This is a genomic window from Salmonella sp. SAL00672 (genome assembly GCF_046552175.1).
In the GTDB taxonomy this organism is placed as follows: Bacteria; Pseudomonadota; Gammaproteobacteria; order Enterobacterales; family Enterobacteriaceae; genus Salmonella; species Salmonella enterica.
In genome coordinates this window covers 69,023-86,399 of the sequence record NZ_JBGDUQ010000001.1, presented here as the reverse complement: position 1 = coordinate 86,399, position 17,377 = coordinate 69,023, and the positions used below count along the sequence as shown (strand labels likewise).

Genomic DNA, 17,377 nt, shown 5'->3' with positions numbered 1-17,377 from the left:
CGCTATCACAGACAGTAATGCGTTTATACGCGAAGCTCTCAGGTTTTATACTGATTGTCAGTCTCTTTTAAAAATTATATTATATCCGATGCGCCCGCAGTTGAGATAAAAAGGGTCGATTTAATCAATTATGTAGTCATTTTTACTCCAGTTTAAGTGAGATTAATATGCCGATTACTATAGGGAATGGTTTTTTAAAAAGTGAAATCCTTACCAACTCCCCAAGGAATACGAAAGAAGCATGGTGGAAAGTTTTATGGGAAAAAATTAAAGACTTCTTTTTTTCTACTGGCAAAGAAAAAGCGGACCGTTGTCTACATGAGATGTTGTTTGCCGAACGCGCCCCCACACGAGAGCGGCTTACAGAGATTTTTTTTGAGTTGAAAGAGTTAGCCTGCGCATCGCAAAGAGATAGATTTCAGGTTTATAATCCTCATGAAAATGATGCCATCATGATTCTTCGTATCATGGATCAAAACGAAGAGAACGAATTGTTACGTATCACTCAAAATACCGATACCTTTAGCTGTGAAGTCATGGGGAATCTTTATTTTTTAATGAAAAATCGCCCGGATACTTTAAAATCGCATCCACAAATGACGGCCATGATTAAGAGAAGATATAGCGAAATCGTAGACTACCCCCTCCCTTCGACATTATGTCTCAATCCTGCTGGCGCGCCGATATTATCGGTTCCATTAGACAACATAGAGGGGTATTTATATACTGAATTGAGAAAAGGACATTTAGATGGGTGGAAAGCGCAAGAAAAGGCAACCTACCTGGCAGCGAAAATTCAGTCTGGGATTGAAAAGACAACGCGCATTTTACACCATGCGAATATATCCGAAAGTACTCAGCAAAACGCATTTTTAGAAACAATGGCGATGTGTGGATTAAAACAGCTTGAAATACCACCACCGCATACCCACATACCTATTGAAAAAATGGTAAAAGAGGTTTTACTAGCGGATAAGACGTTTCAGGCGTTCCTCGTAACGGATCCCAGCACCAGCCAAAGTATGTTAGCTGAGATAATCGAAACCCTCTCTGATCAGGTTTTTCACGCCATTTTTAGAATAGATCCCCAGGCTATACAAAAAATGGCGGAAGAACAGTTAACCACGCTACACGTTCGCTCAGAACAACAAAGCGGCTGTTTATGTTGTTTTTTATAAAATCAGACGACGCTTTCTCAAACGTCACGTTCAGGGTTTACTCACGTACTCCATGTTTGCCTACAGAGTAACCTCTTGCCTGGTGCAATAATGCCGCATATGACCGGATCGGATGAGAATAGTCATTTAAATGGCCTTTTTTTCCCGCTCGTCTGGCAATTTGTTGTAAAATTCGCGGCTTCAAGCGGCAGCTTGCTTCTTCCTGGCTGCTGATAACCGCGAGACGTTTTGGAGAGATTTTGGAGAAGAGAAAAAATTGATCATTTTCAATACTCTAAAAGCACCCCATCCTCTGAATAAGAAGGTGGAACTTGAATGATCGGTCGGCTGCTCCGTGGCGGTTTCATGACTGCCATCTATGCGTATCTGTATATTCCCATCATTATTCTGATCGTGAACTCCTTCAACAGTTCGCGGTTCGGCATTAACTGGCAGGGCTTTACCACTAAATGGTACGAACTCCTGGTCAATAACGACAGTCTGTTGCAGGCCGCTCAACATTCACTGACGATGGCGATTTTTTCAGCGACCTTCGCCACGTTGATTGGCTCGTTAACCGCGGTGGCGCTTTATCGCTACCGCTTTCGCGGGAAGCCATTCGTCAGCGGGATGCTGTTTGTAGTAATGATGTCGCCGGATATCGTGATGGCGATCTCCCTGCTGGTGCTGTTTATGTTACTCGGCATTCAACTGGGCTTTTGGTCGTTGCTGTTCTCGCACATCACCTTTAGCCTGCCGTTTGTGGTCGTCACGGTCTATTCGCGCCTGAAAGGCTTTGATGTCAGAATGCTGGAAGCCGCAAAAGACCTGGGGGCCAGTGAGGTAACGATTTTACGCAAAATCATTCTGCCGCTGGCGATGCCGGCGGTGGCGGCGGGCTGGTTGCTGAGCTTTACGTTGTCGATGGACGATGTAGTGGTCTCGTCGTTTGTCACCGGGCCGGGCTATGAAATTTTACCCTTAAAGATTTATTCCATGGTAAAAGTCGGCGTTTCACCAGAAGTGAACGCGCTGGCGACCGTTTTATTGGTGCTGTCTCTGGTAATGGTCATTGCCAGCCAGCTTATTGCTCGTGATAAAACCAAGGGCCGATAAGGCCCGTAATTCAGGGGACGTTAAATGAAAAAATGGTCACGCCACCTGCTCGCGGCGGGCGCCCTGGCGCTGGGTATGAGTGCCGCTCATGCCTCCGACAACGACACGCTCTATTTCTATAACTGGACTGAGTATGTACCGCCGGGCCTGCTGGAACAGTTCACTAAAGAGACCGGCATTAAGGTGATTTATTCGACCTACGAGTCGAACGAAACCATGTATGCCAAACTCAAAACCTATAAAGATGGCGCGTATGACCTGGTTGTTCCTTCTACATACTATGTCGACAAAATGCGCAAAGAAGGCATGATCCAGAAGATCGATAAGTCGAAATTAACCAATTTCCACAACCTCGATCCGGAAATGCTCAACAAACCGTTTGACCCCAACAACGATTATTCTGTCCCGTATATCTGGGGCGCAACGGCGATTGGCGTGAACAGCGATGCTATCGATCCAAAAACCATTACCAGCTGGGCTGACTTGTGGAAACCGGAATATAAAAACAGCCTGCTTTTAACCGACGATGCGCGAGAAGTCTTCCAGATGGCGCTGCGCAAGCTAGGTTATTCCGGTAACACTACCGATCCGAAAGAGATCGAAGCGGCATATGAAGAGTTGAAAAAACTGATGCCGAACGTAGCGGCCTTCAACTCCGATAATCCGGCGAATCCGTATATGGAAGGGGAAGTCAACCTGGGTATGGTGTGGAACGGTTCGGCCTTCGTTGCTCGTCAGGCTGGCACGCCGCTGGAGGTCGTCTGGCCGAAGGAAGGCGGTATTTTCTGGATGGACAGCCTGGCTATTCCGGCGAACGCGAAAAATAAAGAGGGCGCGCTGAAGCTAATCAACTTCCTGCTGCGTCCTGACGTCGCGAAAGAGGTGGCAGAAACCATCGGCTACCCTACCCCCAACCTGGCGGCGCGTAAGCTGTTAAGCCCGGAGGTCGCCAATGATAAGTCGCTCTATCCGGATGCGCAAACCATCAGCAAAGGCGAGTGGCAAAACGATGTCGGCGACGCCAGCGCCATTTATGAAGAGTATTATCAGAAGCTAAAAGCAGGACGCTAATTCAGCCAAAGCGCCTGTCGGGCCTACAGATGAACGTAACGTGAAATGTAGGCCGGATAAGGCGTTACCGGGCAAACAGCACTACAGCCCTTTCAGGAATTTATCAACAAATTCCGGCACAACCTGGCTTGCCGGGCCGTAGTGCTTCTCTTCAAACTCGCTGCCGACCTGGCTTGGCTCAAGATTCAGTTCCACCGTATGTGCGCCGTGCAGTTTTGCTTCATGCACAAAACCCGCAGCCGGATAGACATGACCAGATGTGCCAATGGCGATAAAAATATCCGCCATCGACAGCGCCATATAAATTTCATCCATGCCAAGCGGCATCTCGCCAAACCACACCACGTGCGGACGTAGCGGCGCCGGGAACTGACAGCAGTGACATTTATCTTCCGGCATCACATCGCCGTTCCATTCCAGAATCTGGCCGCTTTGCGAACAGCGCACCTTCAACAGCTCGCCATGCATATGAATGATGTTGCGATTGCCCGCGCGTTCATGCAAATTGTCGATGTTTTGCGTCACCAGCAAAAAGCGATCGCCAAGCGCTTCTTCAAGCTTCGCTAACGCCAGATGCGCCGCATTGGGTTGTATTTCCGGCTGTTGAAGCTGCTGACGGCGGGCATTATAAAATGTCTGCACCAGCCCCGGATTACGGGCGAATCCTTCCGGCGTTGCCACGTCTTCAACCCGATGCTCTTCCCAAAGGCCATCCGCCGCGCGAAACGTACGAATACCAGACTCTGTAGAAATTCCTGCACCTGTAAGGACTAATACTCTTGGGTTTTCCATCATTTCCGGCACCACTCTGTCTCTGAAAAAGATCCGCTGGCGCAGACGTTCACGCAACAGACGTTTATTTTTACGAAAGCGGCTTAATCGATGAAACCGACGCGACTGCATAACAACCTCTTTTTTTGATTAGTCGGTAAGATGTAAAAAAGCAGCACCGCGCATCCCACCTGCATCCCCATGCCGCGCACGCTCAATGCGCGGCGCGCGGGCAACAGGGAGGAGATGGCGCGGCAGTCTTTCCGCCAGTTGCGTTGTTATTGCCGTAAAGTTCGATAGTCCGCCGCCGATCACCAATAAATCGGGATCGACAATCGTCAGTATATTCCCCAGACAAACCGCCAGTAAATTCAGATAGCGCTCAACATGCGCGTGCGCCTGCTCATCGCCCTGCTCCCACAACGCGATAATCTCCGGCGCCTGCAGCGATTGATCATAATAATGCTGATATAGCCACGCAAACCCGCGCCCGGACAGATAATTCTCAATGCAGCCCATCTGACCGCATCCACAACGGCGGAGAGGAAAATCAAACCCCATCAACGTTAGCGCGTCAACCGGCAAACGCATATGGCCAAACTCGCCGGTGATATAGCTCTGACCGGTAATCGGCTTCCCGTTTAGCACCAGGCCACCGCCGACGCCGGTGCCGAGGATAAGCCCCATAACCAAAGGATATTGCGTGAATTCATCATCCCAGGCTTCGGACAAGGCAAAACAGTTAGCGTCATTGTCCAGACGCACATCGCGATCCAGTCGGGCGCTGAGATCGGCGCGCAACGGCTTACCGCTGGCTGCCGGGACATTCGCGGCGTACAGCGTGCCGTCTTCGGTTTCCGGCATACCGGGTATGCCAATCCCTACCGACCCTTTTACGCCAAATCGCTGGTCGGCTTCCGCGACCAGTTCGCACACGGCGTCTAAAAAGGCGCTATAGCTGGTATGGGGCGTGGGAACCCGTTTTTCCCACTGCAGCCGCCGCGTTGAGTCAAATACGCCTAACGCAATCTTTGTTCCGCCAATGTCAAACCCGTAATACATCACCGCTCCTTGTTTTTATATTCCGCGATTACTGGCCGCTCAATACTCGCGCAGGGTCAATGTTGCTCGCCCGCCGCGCCGGATACCAGCTCGCCAGTAAGCTTAACAACAACGCCGTGACCAGTACGTAAACAACGTCCAGCCAATGTAATTCGGATGGCAGGAAGTCGATAAAATAGATATCGCCGGACAAAAACTGATGCCCGATCGCCTTTTCAATCCCATTAATAATGGCGGTAAGCTGAAGCGAAACGACAACGCCGATCGCCACGCCAATCAAGCTGCCCAGCAAGCCCGCCAGTAGCCCGTACCAGACGAAAATGGCACGAATCAAACCATCTTTCGCCCCCAGCGTTCTTAATACCGCAATGTCGCCGCTTTTGTCTTTTACCGCCATCACTAAGGTGGAAACGATATTAAAACAGGCCACGCCGATCACCAGAATCATCGCCAGATACATAATGGCGCGAATCATCTGGATATCGCGATACATATAGCCGTAGGTGCCGATCCAGCTCTTAATGTAGACATAGCTGTTAGTCACCTCACCCGCGTCACGCACCAGTTTGTTCGCATTAAACACGTCATGGACTTTAAGCGCGATACCGGAAACGCTGGACCCCATATCCAGATACTGCTGCGCATCCTCAAGCGGGATCATGGCGAAGCTGTGATCGAGCTGGCCGCTCAGTTGCAGAATCCCGATGACATGCAAACGCACGCGTTTGGGCTGGAGCAGCTTATGGTCGGCATTCGCATTGGGGATCATGATGGATACCCAGTCGCCCTGTTTCACGTTCAGCGCATCGGCGACGCCTTTACCGATAATGATCTGCTGTTCGCCCGCTTTGAAATGATCCCAGGCGTGATTTTGCACAAATGACGGTAACGCGCTAAGCTGCTGCTCTTGCTTAGGGTCGACGCCTTTAACCTGAATGGCGCGCAAATTGGCCCCGCTCTCTACCAGGCCGGTAAAATTGATATACGGCGCGGCGGCGGCAATGCCTGGCACCTTCTGCACTTTTGCCAGCGCTTCACGCCAGTTGGTCCACGGCTGATTGACCGCTTCAATCTCCCCGTGTGGAACCACCGCCAGAATACGGTTATTCAACTCGCGTTCGAAACCGTTCATCGCGCTTAAACCGACAATCAATACCGCCACGCCCAGCGCGATACCGATGGTAGAAATGACGGAAATGAGCGAAACCATACCGCCGCGCCGCCGTCCACGGCTGAAACGTAAGCCAATTAACAATGATAAAGGCGACGCCATTACTCAGCCCCCATCAGGCTCAGTTCCGCCGTCAGGCGGCCATCGCGCATCTCAAGTTGGCGGCTCATACGTTTCGCCAGTTGCAAATCGTGAGTCACCACCAGAAACGCGGTTCCCTGCAGACGATTTAACTCGCCCAGAAGCTCAAAAATACTGTCGGCATTACGCGCATCCAGATTACCGGTCGGCTCATCCGCCAGTACCAGACGCGGGTTATTCACCAACGCGCGCGCTATCGCGACACGCTGGCGCTCACCGCCGGAAAGTTCCGAAGGTCGATGGGTTGCGCGATGCTCCAGCCCTACAGCGTGCAGCATTTCTCGCGCCCGAGCGTCAATCTCCGCCGGTTTCTTTTTGCCAATCAATAATGGCATCGCCACGTTTTCCAGCGCCGTAAAATCCGGCAGGAGATGATGAAACTGATAGATAAACCCCAGTTTCTGGTTACGTAATTCCGCTTTTGCCGCAGAAGAGAGTTTGCTCATCGGCTGGCCGCTAAAAATCACATCGCCAGAGGTAGGCGTATCCAGCCCGCCTAACAGGTGCAGCAACGTACTTTTACCCGAACCGGAACTGCCGACGATCGCCATCATTTCGCCTTCGCCGATACTGAAGCTGACATCGTGCAACACGTCGGTTTGTACGGTGCCTTCCTGATAGCGTTTGCACAGGTTGTCGCATTGCAACAGGATCTTATTCATAACGTAAAGCCTCAGCGGGTTGAGTGGCGGCAGCGCGCCAGGAAGGATAAAGCGTAGAAAGCAGCGCGATGGCCATTGCCACCAGCGCGATAACGATCACCTGTAACGGCTCTATCGCCACGGGCAACGCAGCGCCATCCAGAAACGCGCCGATGATCGGCATCAGGTTATTCAGTTGGCTGGCAAGCAATGCGCCCAGCGCGGCGCCCAACAGCGCGCCGATAATCCCGGCGCTGGCGCCCTGCACCATAAAGACCATCATAATTTGTCGCGGCGTCAGCCCTTGAGTTTGTAAAATCGCCACTTCGCCCTGCTTCTCCATGACCATCAGGCCCAACGAAGTAATAATGTTAAAAGCCGCGACCGCCACGATGAGGCTCAGCAACAATCCCATCATGTTCTTTTCCATGCGCACAGCCTGGAACAACTCGCCTTTGCGTTCGCGCCAGTCCTGCCACTTCGTGCCTTGCGGCAGCGTCTGTTGGCTGAGGGTATCGACTTGCAGCGGTTCATCCAGCCACAGACGCCAGCCGGTAATATTGCCTGCCGGATAGCGCATTAAACGGGACGCGTCCTGAATATTGACCAGCATTTCATAGCCATCGACCTCGCTATTGGCGGCAAATGTGCCAATCACCGTAAACAGACGCTGACTGGGCAGGCGTCCCATTGGCGTAAACTGGCTGGCAGATGGCACCATTAGCCGAATCTGATCGCCGCGGTTGACCCCTAACTGTCCGGCGAGCTGCTCGCCGAGGATGACATTATACTTACCCGGCTGTAATTCGCTTTGCTTCACATTGACCAGATACGGCGTTAATGGATCTTTTTGCGCCGGATCGATACCTAACATCACGCCAACCGCAACGCTACGCGCGCTTTGCAGTACGACATCGCCCGTCGTCAGCGGCGCAATACGGTTAACGCCTTGCAGATTCACCGCTTTTTCCGGCATCTGATTCGGGTTAAGAGAACCATGTTCAGCAGAGAGGATGGCCTGAGGCATCAAACCAAGAATGTTATTTTGCAGTTCGCGCTCAAAACCGTTCATCACCGACAATACCGTGACCAGCGCCATCACCCCCAGGGTAATGCCGATAGTGGAAAGCCAGGAAACGAAGCGACCGAAGCGATCTGCTGCACGCCCGCGCATGTAACGCAGGCCGATGAATAGAGCGACAGGTTGATACATGTAATCCGTCTGGTTGCTGTTAGCAAAGTCCCGAGTATATAAGCGAAAGCGGAATGCGTAAATGTCTGAACCGTAAGAGTTCGTCAGCGTTATTCTGAAAAAGGCCGACAAATCAAGTCACTTACATGTTCATACTTTACCTGTTCGGCGCGTTATCCGGCGGATTCAATTTGCTAATAAACAACGATCGCGGATAATAAAGAACATTGCTTATCAGTCATATGCCCCTGAATACCTGAGTCCTTCATGCTGTCCCGGCGCGCAGCCAACCATGAAGCAGCCTGAAGGGTGACGCGTAGAGTGCGGCGTAAAACAAAAAGAGATACTGACAACCGTTATGCCTGAAAAACAACGTTACACGCTGCCGACAAAAGCGGGCGATCAGCGCCAGTTGGGCGAACTTACCGGTGCCGCCTGCGCTACGCTGGTGGCGGAGATAGCCGAACGCCATGCCGGTCCGGTGGTACTCATAGCGCCTGACATGCAAAATGCTCTGCGATTGCATGATGAAATCCGCCAGTTTACCGATCAGATGGTGATGAACCTGGCGGACTGGGAAACGCTACCGTATGACAGCTTCTCCCCGCATCAGGAAATTATCTCTTCGCGCCTGTCCACGCTCTACCAGTTGCCGTCGATGCAGCGCGGCGTCTTGATTGTACCGGTAAACACCCTGATGCAGCGCGTTTGTCCGCATAGCTATCTGCATGGTCATGCGCTGGTGATGAAAAAAGGCCAGCGGTTGTCCCGCGACGCTCTGCGCGCGCAGCTTGACAGCGCCGGTTATCGGCATGTCGATCAGGTGATGGAGCATGGCGAATACGCGACGCGCGGCGCGCTGTTGGATCTCTTTCCGATGGGCAGCGAACAGCCTTATCGCCTCGACTTTTTTGATGATGAAATCGACAGCCTGCGTCTGTTTGACGCGGATACCCAGCGTACGCTGGAGGAGGTTGAGGCCATCAATTTGTTGCCCGCGCACGAATTTCCTACCGACAAAGCCGCTATTGAGCTTTTCCGTAGCCAGTGGCGCGATACCTTTGAGGTAAAACGCGACGCCGAGCACATCTATCAGCAGGTCAGCAAAGGCACTCTGCCCGCCGGGATCGAATACTGGCAGCCGCTCTTTTTCAGCGAACCGTTACCGCCATTATTTAGCTATTTCCCCGCCAATACTCTGGTGGTGAATACCGGCTCGCTGGAAACCAGCGCCGAACGCTTTCAGGCCGATACGCTGGCGCGTTTTGAAAATCGTGGCGTCGATCCTATGCGCCCGCTTTTGCCGCCGGAAGCCCTCTGGCTACGGGTGGATGAGCTCTTTTCCGAGCTTAAACGCTGGCCTCGCCTCCAGCTTAAAACCGACCACCTGCCGGAAAAAGCCGCCAATACCAATCTCGGTTTCCAGAAATTACCGGATTTGGCTATCCAGGCGCAGCAGAAAGCGCCGCTGGACGCGCTGCGTAAGTTCCTCGAATCTTTCAGCGGTCCGGTGATTTTTTCTGTGGAAAGCGAAGGACGCCGCGAAGCGCTGGGAGAGCTCCTGGCCCGCATAAAAATCGCGCCGAAGCGGATATTACGCCTGGACGAGGCGCAGGATGCGGGACGCTATCTGATGATTGGCTCCGCAGAACATGGTTTTATCGACACCCAACGCAATCTGGCGCTGATTTGCGAAAGCGATCTCCTGGGTGAACGGGTCGCGCGTCGCCGCCTGGATTCCCGTCGTACGATCAACCCGGATACGTTGATTCGTAACCTGGCGGAGCTCCACGTCGGTCAACCGGTAGTGCATCTGGAGCACGGCGTCGGACGCTATGCCGGCATGACCACTCTGGAGGCTGGCGGCATCAAGGGTGAGTATCTGATGCTCACCTACGCCAATGACGCCAAACTGTATGTGCCGGTCTCCTCATTGCATCTGATTAGCCGCTATGCCGGCGGCGCGGAAGAAAGTGCGCCGCTGCATAAACTGGGCGGCGACGCCTGGTCGCGCGCCCGGCAGAAAGCGGCGGAAAAAGTGCGCGATGTCGCAGCGGAACTGTTGGATATTTATGCGCAACGGGCGGCAAAAGAGGGGTTTGCCTTTAAGCATGATCGTGAGCAGTATCAGTTATTCTGCGACAGCTTCCCGTTTGAAACGACGCCCGATCAGGCACAGGCGATTAACGCCGTATTGAGCGATATGTGCCAACCGCTGGCGATGGACAGGCTGGTGTGCGGCGACGTCGGCTTCGGCAAAACCGAAGTGGCGATGCGCGCCGCGTTCCTGGCAGTGGAAAACCATAAACAAGTAGCGGTACTGGTGCCGACTACGCTGCTGGCGCAGCAACACTATGATAACTTCCGCGACCGTTTCGCCAACTGGCCGGTACGCATTGAGATGCTGTCCCGCTTTCGCAGCGCCAAAGAGCAGACACAAATCCTGGCGGAAGCCGCCGAGGGTAAGATCGATATTCTGATCGGTACGCATAAACTGCTACAAAGCGATGTGAAACTGCGCGACCTCGGCCTGCTGATTGTCGATGAAGAGCACCGTTTCGGCGTGCGCCACAAAGAGCGAATTAAGGCGATGCGCGCCGATGTCGATATTCTGACGCTCACGGCGACGCCGATCCCGCGGACGCTGAATATGGCGATGAGCGGTATGCGCGATCTCTCCATTATCGCCACCCCCCCTGCCCGTCGTCTGGCGGTAAAAACCTTTGTCCGCGAGTATGATAGCCTGGTGGTAAGGGAAGCGATTCTGCGTGAAATCCTGCGCGGCGGTCAGGTTTACTATTTGTACAATGACGTCGAAAATATTCAGAAAGCCGCAGAGCGGCTGGCGGAACTGGTGCCGGAAGCGCGAATCGCTATAGGCCACGGGCAGATGCGCGAACGTGAGCTGGAACGGGTCATGAATGATTTCCACCATCAACGTTTTAACGTGCTGGTGTGTACTACCATTATCGAAACGGGGATCGACATTCCCACCGCTAACACGATCATCATTGAACGCGCGGATCATTTCGGCCTCGCGCAGTTGCACCAGTTGCGTGGCCGCGTTGGGCGCTCGCACCACCAGGCCTACGCCTGGCTGTTGACGCCACATCCTAAGGCCATGACCACCGATGCGCAAAAACGGCTGGAGGCGATTGCGTCGCTGGAGGATTTAGGCGCCGGGTTTGCGCTGGCGACTCACGATCTGGAGATCCGCGGCGCGGGCGAGCTGCTTGGCGAAGAGCAAAGCGGCTCAATGGAAACCATTGGCTTCTCACTCTACATGGAATTGCTGGAAAACGCCGTTGATGCGCTGAAAGCAGGCCGCGAACCCTCGCTGGAAGATCTCACCAGTCAGCAAACGGAAGTCGAGCTGCGAATGCCGTCGTTACTGCCGGATGATTTTATTCCGGATGTTAATACCCGGCTGTCATTCTATAAACGCATTGCCAGCGCGAAGAACGAAAACGAGCTGGAAGAGATCAAAGTGGAATTGATCGACCGCTTCGGCCTGCTGCCCGATCCGGCGCGTAATCTGCTGGATATCGCCCGCCTGCGCCAACAGGCGCAAAAGCTCGGCATCCGAAAACTGGAGGGTAACGAGAAAGGCGGAACGATTGAGTTCGCCGAGAAAAACCACGTTGACCCCGCCTGGCTTATCGGGTTGCTGCAAAAACAGCCGCAGCATTTCCGTCTGGATGGCCCGACGCGCCTCAAGTTTATTCAGGATTTAAGCGAACGTAAAACGCGTATAGAATGGGTACGCCAGTTTATGCAGCAACTGGAAGAAAACGCTATTGCATAAGCGTCAGGCCGGGCGTCATTACTCTGCGTCCGGCCTAATCTTTACAAATTCTTTGCACTTCCCTGCAGTTCCAGACACAGCCAGCCGCCATAATTCTTATTTCCTCTTTTATAAAAATAACCACATAATAATCATGGGTTTATTATAATGTTCAACAATACGCGACTCTCTCGCTGGTGGGCGTTGCTTGCGCTTACCGCGACCATCATGCTTGCCCTTCCCGCGCAGGCGAATACGTGGCCTCTTCCGCCCCCCGGCAGTCGACTGGTGGGAGAAAATAAATTCCATGTCGTTGAAGACGACGGCGGCTCGCTGGAGGCGATCGCCAAAAAATATAACGTGGGCTTTTTAGCCCTGTTACAGGCCAACCCCGGCATTGATCCTTACGTACCACGCGCAGGCAGCGTGCTGACGATTCCGCTGCAAACGCTGCTACCGGACGCGCCACGTGAAGGTATCGTCATTAACCTCGCGGAATTACGGCTTTACTATTATCAACCGGGGAAAAATACGGTCACGGTCTACCCTATCGGGATTGGCCAACTGGGCGGCGATACCCTGACGCCAACGATGGTGACGACCATTTCGGATAAACGCGCCAATCCAACCTGGACGCCGACCGCCAATATTCGCGCCCGTTATAAAGCGCAAGGCATCGATCTCCCCGCCGTGGTGCCTGCCGGTCCCGATAACCCAATGGGGCATCACGCGATTCGTTTAGCGGCCTACGGCGGCGTCTATCTGTTACATGGCACGAATGCCGATTTTGGCATTGGTATGCGCGTCAGTTCCGGCTGTATCCGTCTGCGCGACGGTGATATAGAGACATTGTTCCGTCAGGTCACGCCGGGAACCAAAGTGAATATAATCAATACGCCGATTAAAGCCTCGGTGGAGCCAGGCGGCGTGCGACTGGTGGAAGTTCATCAGCCGCTGTCTAAAAATATAGGCGACGATCCACAGGTGCTGCCGATTGTGCTGAATGGCCCGATGCAGGCCTTTAAGGACGCGCCGCAGACCGATGCTGCGGTGATGGAACATGTTATGGAAGTGCGTTCCGGAATGCCGGTGGATGTAACCCGTCAATCAGAGGCGAAACCGCAGTCGCTGTAAGCGTGAATAGCTGACCGACAAAAAAGCCTCGCGATGCATCGCGAGGCTTTCTTTTTTTATTGTGGCAATCGCAGCGGCATTAATGAGGGTTAATGCTTACTTATAGATTACCGCCGTACCGTGGAGGGTATTCGGGCCGGTAACAGAGGTAATACGGAAAGACTTCGCCCCCATCTCCTCCGCTTTTTGCGCCAGCTGATCTTCCAGCGAGCCCAGATTCGTGCCGCCATTCGCGGAAATGGTGCCGAACTTCTGTTGACCTTCTGGCGTTGCCTGAACTTCAACGGCGGCGAAGCTGGCGAATGAGAGCGAACTTAGTACCGCAGCAGCGATGAGGTTTTTTACGTTTTTCATAGTGATGACCTTTAGCAGATGAATGGGTGTCGTAAGCATTAACTTAACGATCGATAAGTTAATCATAGATGTGATCTACATCACACGTCAACCTCTTTTTATAATGATCGTTATATAATTTATAAAGATGTTATTTTTCATGTGAATAGAATTGATTTATTTTTCTAATGAATACTCTGGAGCCAGAAGTGGTTTGTTTTTATAATAGAGAGACTGCTCTTTAAACAGGTACAACGGCATCATGACAACGGATACCACGAGTTGCGCGAAGAAAAGCCGTGGCCGACCAAAAGTGTTCGACAGGGAAGCTGCGCTTGATAAGGCCATGACTCTCTTCTGGCAGCACGGCTATGAAGCAACTTCGCTTGCCGATCTCGTAGAGGCTACCGGGGCGAAAGCGCCTACTCTCTATGCGGAATTCACTAATAAAGAAGGATTATTTCGCGCTGTACTGGATCGCTACATCACTCGCTTTGCCTCAAAGCACGAAGCCCAGCTCTTTTGTGAAGAGAAAAGCGTGGAATCGGCGCTGGAAGATTACTTCACAGAAATTGCCGCCTGCTTTACCAGTACAGACACGCCGGCTGGCTGCTTTATGATTAATACGTCCGCCACCCTCGCCGCCTCCTCGCGCGATATCGCCCGCACGGTAAAATCACGCCACGCCATGCAGGAACAGACGCTCATACAGTTTCTGCGCCAACGTCAGGAGCGCGGTGAAATTCCGGCGCACTGTAACCCGCAGGCGCTCGCGGAATATATAAACTGTATTTTACAGGGAATGTCGATCAGCGCCCGCGAGGGAGCCACCTTCGAACAACTGATGCAAATTACGCGTACGACTCTGCGCATCTGGCCTGAACTGCTCAAGCCCTGAACGACGGGTCATCGGATAAAAAAAGCCCCTCAGCCTGAGCGAATGAGGGGCTAACTTGCAGAGTACAGCTTTTTTATGCTTTGTTATTCAGAACCAGTTGGCCATTGCCGTCGAGGGGAATTTGCGTTCCGGGGTCTTTATCCATGCGGATTTTGCCCTGCTGATCGCCAATTTTGTAGGTCACGTCGTAGCCAAGCATCTTTTCAGATTTGTCATACACCGTCTTACAGCGTTGCTGCGTGGTAGTGTAAGTATCACTTTCTTGCATTGATCCCTGGATTTGATTGCCAGCATAACCGCCGCCCAGCGCCCCGACGACCGTCGCCACATCTTTACCACGACCGCCGCCAAATTGATGTCCAATCACGCCGCCTGCTACTGCGCCAAGCACCGAGCCGGCAATACGGTTTTCGTCCTGAACCGGTCTGCGATGCGTGACCGTGACATTACGGCACTCCTGACGCGGCGTTTTTACCGTCTCTTTAATCGGTTTAGCCGATATCACCTGCGCATATTGCGGACCACGATCAAATACGTTGAGACTGGCCACTGCCGCCACACCCAGCGCAGCCGCTACGCCAATCCCTATACCCGCCAACATTGATTTATTCACGGGAGTTCCTCCTTCGTTGCTATTGGTAACAATTTTGCAACCAGTATGCGAACAAAGCCAATCGGAATGAGGATGAAAAATGCGGGATGAGGCGGTAAAGCTGAAGGATTCGGACAACTCCGAAGCGAGTGATGGAGAAGCGCTCACCGGCGCGAGCAGCCGGTGAGGCGCAGAGAAATTAATGCAGTTTCAGACGCGGACGAATGACGCGGTTAATACTGCCCACCAGCATCATCAGGCCGGTTTTAAAGTATCCATGCAGCGCTATCTGGTGCATACGGTATAGCGAGATATACACGAAGCGGGCGATACGTCCTTCAATCATCATTGAACCGCGGGTCAGGTTCCCCATCAGACTACCCACGGTAGAGAAGTTGGACAGAGAGACCAGCGATCCATGATCTTTATACTGGTAAGCTTTCAGCGGTTTGCCATTCATCTGCGCCAGAATGTTATTCATCGCGCAGGTAGCCATCTGATGCGCCGCCTGAGCGCGAGGCGGCACAAAACCTCCCTCCGGACGTGCGCAGGAAGCGCAGTCGCCAATCGCATAAATATCAGGATCGCGCGTGGTTTGCAGCGTCGGTTCCACCACCAGTTGGTTAATGCGGTTCGTTTCCAGACCACCAATCTCTTTCATAAAATCTGGCGCTTTGATACCCGCCGCCCACACCATCAGATCGGCCTGAATATATTCACCTTCTTTCGTATGCAGACCGCCTTCGTCGGCGCTGGTGACCATAGTTTGCGTCAGCACGCGAACGCCCAGTTTGGTCAGTTCATTATGCGCGGCGCTGGAGATACGCGGCGGCAACGCAGGCAGAATACGCTCGCCAGCCTCAACCAACGTCACGTTCAGCGCGTCGTTGGTCAGCCCCTTATAACCATAGCTATGCAGCTGTTTTACCGCATTATGCAGTTCAGCCGACAGCTCAACCCCCGTCGCACCGCCGCCAACGATGGCGATATTGACCTTACCGTTCGCGCCCAGGTTAGCCGAATACTTGAGGAACAGGTTCAGCATCTCCTGGTGAAAACGGCGCGCCTGATGCGGGTTATCGAGGAAGATACAGTGCTCTTTCACGCCCGGCGTGTTGAAATCATTAGAGGTGCTGCCCAGCGCCATCACCAGCGTGTCATACGCGATTTTGCGCTCCGGCACCAGCAGTTCGCCCTTTTCATCACGCAACTCGGCAATGGTGATGGTTTTCGCTTCGCGATCGATATCCATCACCGACCCCAGTTGGAACTGGAAACCATGATTACGCGCATGAGCCAGATAGCTCAGCGCATCCACGCCTTCGTCCAGAGAGCCAGTCGCCACTTCGTGCAGCAATGGTTTCCACAGATGGCTGTGATTTCTGTCTACCAGCGTGATTTTCGCTTTTTTCTTGCGCCCCAGTTTATGGCCTAACTGCGTCGCCATTTCCAGCCCGCCAGCGCCGCCGCCGACAATCACGATCTTTTTTAATGGTGTAGTCAACGTGACCCCCTTAAATTTATTAACCAATTGTTAATTAAAAGTTATTAGTATAGCCTTTAATTAACAACAAGTTACGTTAATGAGAATAAGCTTCTGATATGAGAATAGCATGAACGGTGCATTGGTCATACCAAAATTGATGTGCATCAAGTTTTCATGCTGAAAAGATAGACAGTTTGCGAGAATTGAGCATAAAAAAACCAGCCGCAAGGCTGGTTATCCGGTCACTGATAACGCCATATTGCCGGGGGCGTTACCCCAGCGTTTTAAACGCTTTGATACGTTGCAAATGCGGCGAAATATTTTTGAATTTGTGAGTCTGTTCCTCATCCCACACAATTTCATAAAACGGGTGAAGCGCTTGCGCTGAGCGTTGGCTGTCCAGCGCTTCGTCATGACGCGAGAGGATCACCAGACAACGATCGCGATTTTTTTCGCGAAAGTTGGTCACGCACTTTGTAGCGATGTCCGCATATTCTTCCGGGCGATCGATTTTCCCCTCCATGTTTTCATAGGGGAACAGGTTCGGGTTAAAAACCACCTGACGGATATCGCACAAAAAGCCAATCCGCTCCGCCCAGTAACCGCCCAGCCCCACGCCACAGATTAAAGGGCGCTCGTCCACATTCAACTGCAACATTTTGTCCACTTCTTTCAGCAGATGCTGCATATCGTGCTTAGGATGCCGCGTACTGTAGCTTACCAGCCGAACATCCGGGTCGATAAACTGTAATTGCAACACTTTTTCATGGTTGCCCGGACTATTTGAATCAAAACCGTGTAAATAAATAATCATCTGGCACCCTCACG

The 17,377-nt window shown here is 52.5% G+C and carries 15 protein-coding genes; 6 read left to right on the top strand and 9 right to left on the bottom strand.

Features of this window, described 5'->3' with window-relative positions:
• Positions 1 to 167 precede the first annotated feature (167 nt).
• The 3 genes from sifA (at position 168) to potD (ending at position 3,344) form a co-directional block, all read left to right on the top strand.
• A complete protein-coding gene (gene sifA / locus ACLJTG_RS00455) occupies positions 168 to 1,178 on the top strand; it encodes an SPI-2 type III secretion system effector SifA (protein WP_021000188.1) in 1,011 nt (336 codons plus the stop codon).
• A gap of 315 nt (positions 1,179 to 1,493) precedes the next feature.
• Positions 1,494 to 2,273: a spermidine/putrescine ABC transporter permease PotC gene (gene potC / locus ACLJTG_RS00450; RefSeq protein WP_000580299.1), complete on the top strand. Its 780-nt coding sequence runs from the start codon at positions 1,494 to 1,496 to the stop codon at positions 2,271 to 2,273.
• 24 nt (positions 2,274 to 2,297) lie between these two features.
• The gene (gene potD, locus ACLJTG_RS00445; RefSeq protein WP_000759329.1) at positions 2,298 to 3,344 is read left to right on the top strand and encodes a spermidine/putrescine ABC transporter substrate-binding protein PotD; all 1,047 of its coding nucleotides are present in this window, start codon (positions 2,298 to 2,300) and stop codon (positions 3,342 to 3,344) included.
• Between the two features lie 81 nt (positions 3,345 to 3,425).
• Here potD and cobB read toward each other — a convergent pair whose 3' ends face one another.
• Genes cobB through lolC form a run of 5 tightly spaced genes read right to left on the bottom strand, consistent with a single transcriptional unit; the run spans position 3,426 to position 8,343 of the window.
• Entirely contained in the window at positions 3,426 to 4,247 is an 822-nt protein-coding gene (cobB, locus tag ACLJTG_RS00440; protein ID WP_198898115.1) for a Sir2 family NAD+-dependent deacetylase, read from the bottom strand.
• A gap of 18 nt (positions 4,248 to 4,265) precedes the next feature.
• Positions 4,266 to 5,177, bottom strand: a complete 912-nt coding sequence (nagK, locus tag ACLJTG_RS00435; protein WP_000291331.1) for an N-acetylglucosamine kinase — start codon at positions 5,175 to 5,177, stop codon at positions 4,266 to 4,268.
• 28 nt (positions 5,178 to 5,205) lie between these two features.
• The gene (gene lolE / locus ACLJTG_RS00430; RefSeq protein WP_000168091.1) at positions 5,206 to 6,450 is read right to left on the bottom strand and encodes a lipoprotein-releasing ABC transporter permease subunit LolE; all 1,245 of its coding nucleotides are present in this window, start codon (positions 6,448 to 6,450) and stop codon (positions 5,206 to 5,208) included.
• Positions 6,450 to 7,151 carry a lipoprotein-releasing ABC transporter ATP-binding protein LolD gene (lolD, locus tag ACLJTG_RS00425; protein ID WP_001033714.1) on the bottom strand — a complete coding sequence of 234 codons (702 nt, stop codon included), beginning with the start codon at positions 7,149 to 7,151 and terminating at the stop codon, positions 6,450 to 6,452. The genes lolE and lolD overlap by 1 nt, the downstream gene beginning before the upstream one ends.
• Positions 7,144 to 8,343, bottom strand: coding sequence for a lipoprotein-releasing ABC transporter permease subunit LolC (gene lolC / locus ACLJTG_RS00420; RefSeq protein ID WP_001518787.1), 1,200 nt, complete (start codon positions 8,341 to 8,343; stop codon positions 7,144 to 7,146). The genes lolD and lolC overlap by 8 nt, the downstream gene beginning before the upstream one ends.
• A 337-nt stretch (positions 8,344 to 8,680) precedes the next feature.
• On the opposite strand from lolC, the gene mfd reads away from it, so the two are divergent.
• Positions 8,681 to 12,127: a transcription-repair coupling factor gene (gene mfd / locus ACLJTG_RS00415; RefSeq protein WP_410958874.1), complete on the top strand. Its 3,447-nt coding sequence runs from the start codon at positions 8,681 to 8,683 to the stop codon at positions 12,125 to 12,127.
• A gap of 147 nt (positions 12,128 to 12,274) precedes the next feature.
• Positions 12,275 to 13,240, top strand: coding sequence for a L,D-transpeptidase family protein (locus ACLJTG_RS00410; RefSeq protein ID WP_000482969.1), 966 nt, complete (start codon positions 12,275 to 12,277; stop codon positions 13,238 to 13,240).
• A gap of 96 nt (positions 13,241 to 13,336) precedes the next feature.
• Here ACLJTG_RS00410 and bhsA read toward each other — a convergent pair whose 3' ends face one another.
• Positions 13,337 to 13,594, bottom strand: a complete 258-nt coding sequence (gene bhsA, locus ACLJTG_RS00405; protein WP_000800133.1) for a multiple stress resistance protein BhsA — start codon at positions 13,592 to 13,594, stop codon at positions 13,337 to 13,339.
• 241 nt (positions 13,595 to 13,835) lie between these two features.
• Here bhsA and comR point away from each other — a divergent pair, with 241 nt between their 5' ends.
• Positions 13,836 to 14,471: a TetR family copper-responsive transcriptional repressor ComR gene (gene comR / locus ACLJTG_RS00400; RefSeq protein ID WP_000205985.1), complete on the top strand. Its 636-nt coding sequence runs from the start codon at positions 13,836 to 13,838 to the stop codon at positions 14,469 to 14,471.
• 73 nt (positions 14,472 to 14,544) lie between these two features.
• On the opposite strand, the gene ACLJTG_RS00395 is transcribed toward comR, so the two are convergent.
• From ACLJTG_RS00395 to ycfP, 3 genes are all read right to left on the bottom strand, one after another.
• Positions 14,545 to 15,084 (bottom strand): glycine zipper 2TM domain-containing protein, encoded by a 540-nt coding sequence (locus ACLJTG_RS00395; RefSeq protein ID WP_001043449.1) that lies wholly within the window; start codon positions 15,082 to 15,084, stop codon positions 14,545 to 14,547.
• 178 nt (positions 15,085 to 15,262) lie between these two features.
• The gene (gene ndh, locus ACLJTG_RS00390; protein WP_000211053.1) at positions 15,263 to 16,567 is read right to left on the bottom strand and encodes an NADH-quinone dehydrogenase; all 1,305 of its coding nucleotides are present in this window, start codon (positions 16,565 to 16,567) and stop codon (positions 15,263 to 15,265) included.
• A 253-nt stretch (positions 16,568 to 16,820) separates the two neighbouring features.
• On the bottom strand, positions 16,821 to 17,363 hold the full coding sequence (gene ycfP / locus ACLJTG_RS00385) for an alpha/beta hydrolase YcfP (RefSeq protein ID WP_000587943.1): 543 nt from the start codon (positions 17,361 to 17,363) through the stop codon (positions 16,821 to 16,823).
• Between the last annotated feature and the right edge of the window lie 14 nt (positions 17,364 to 17,377).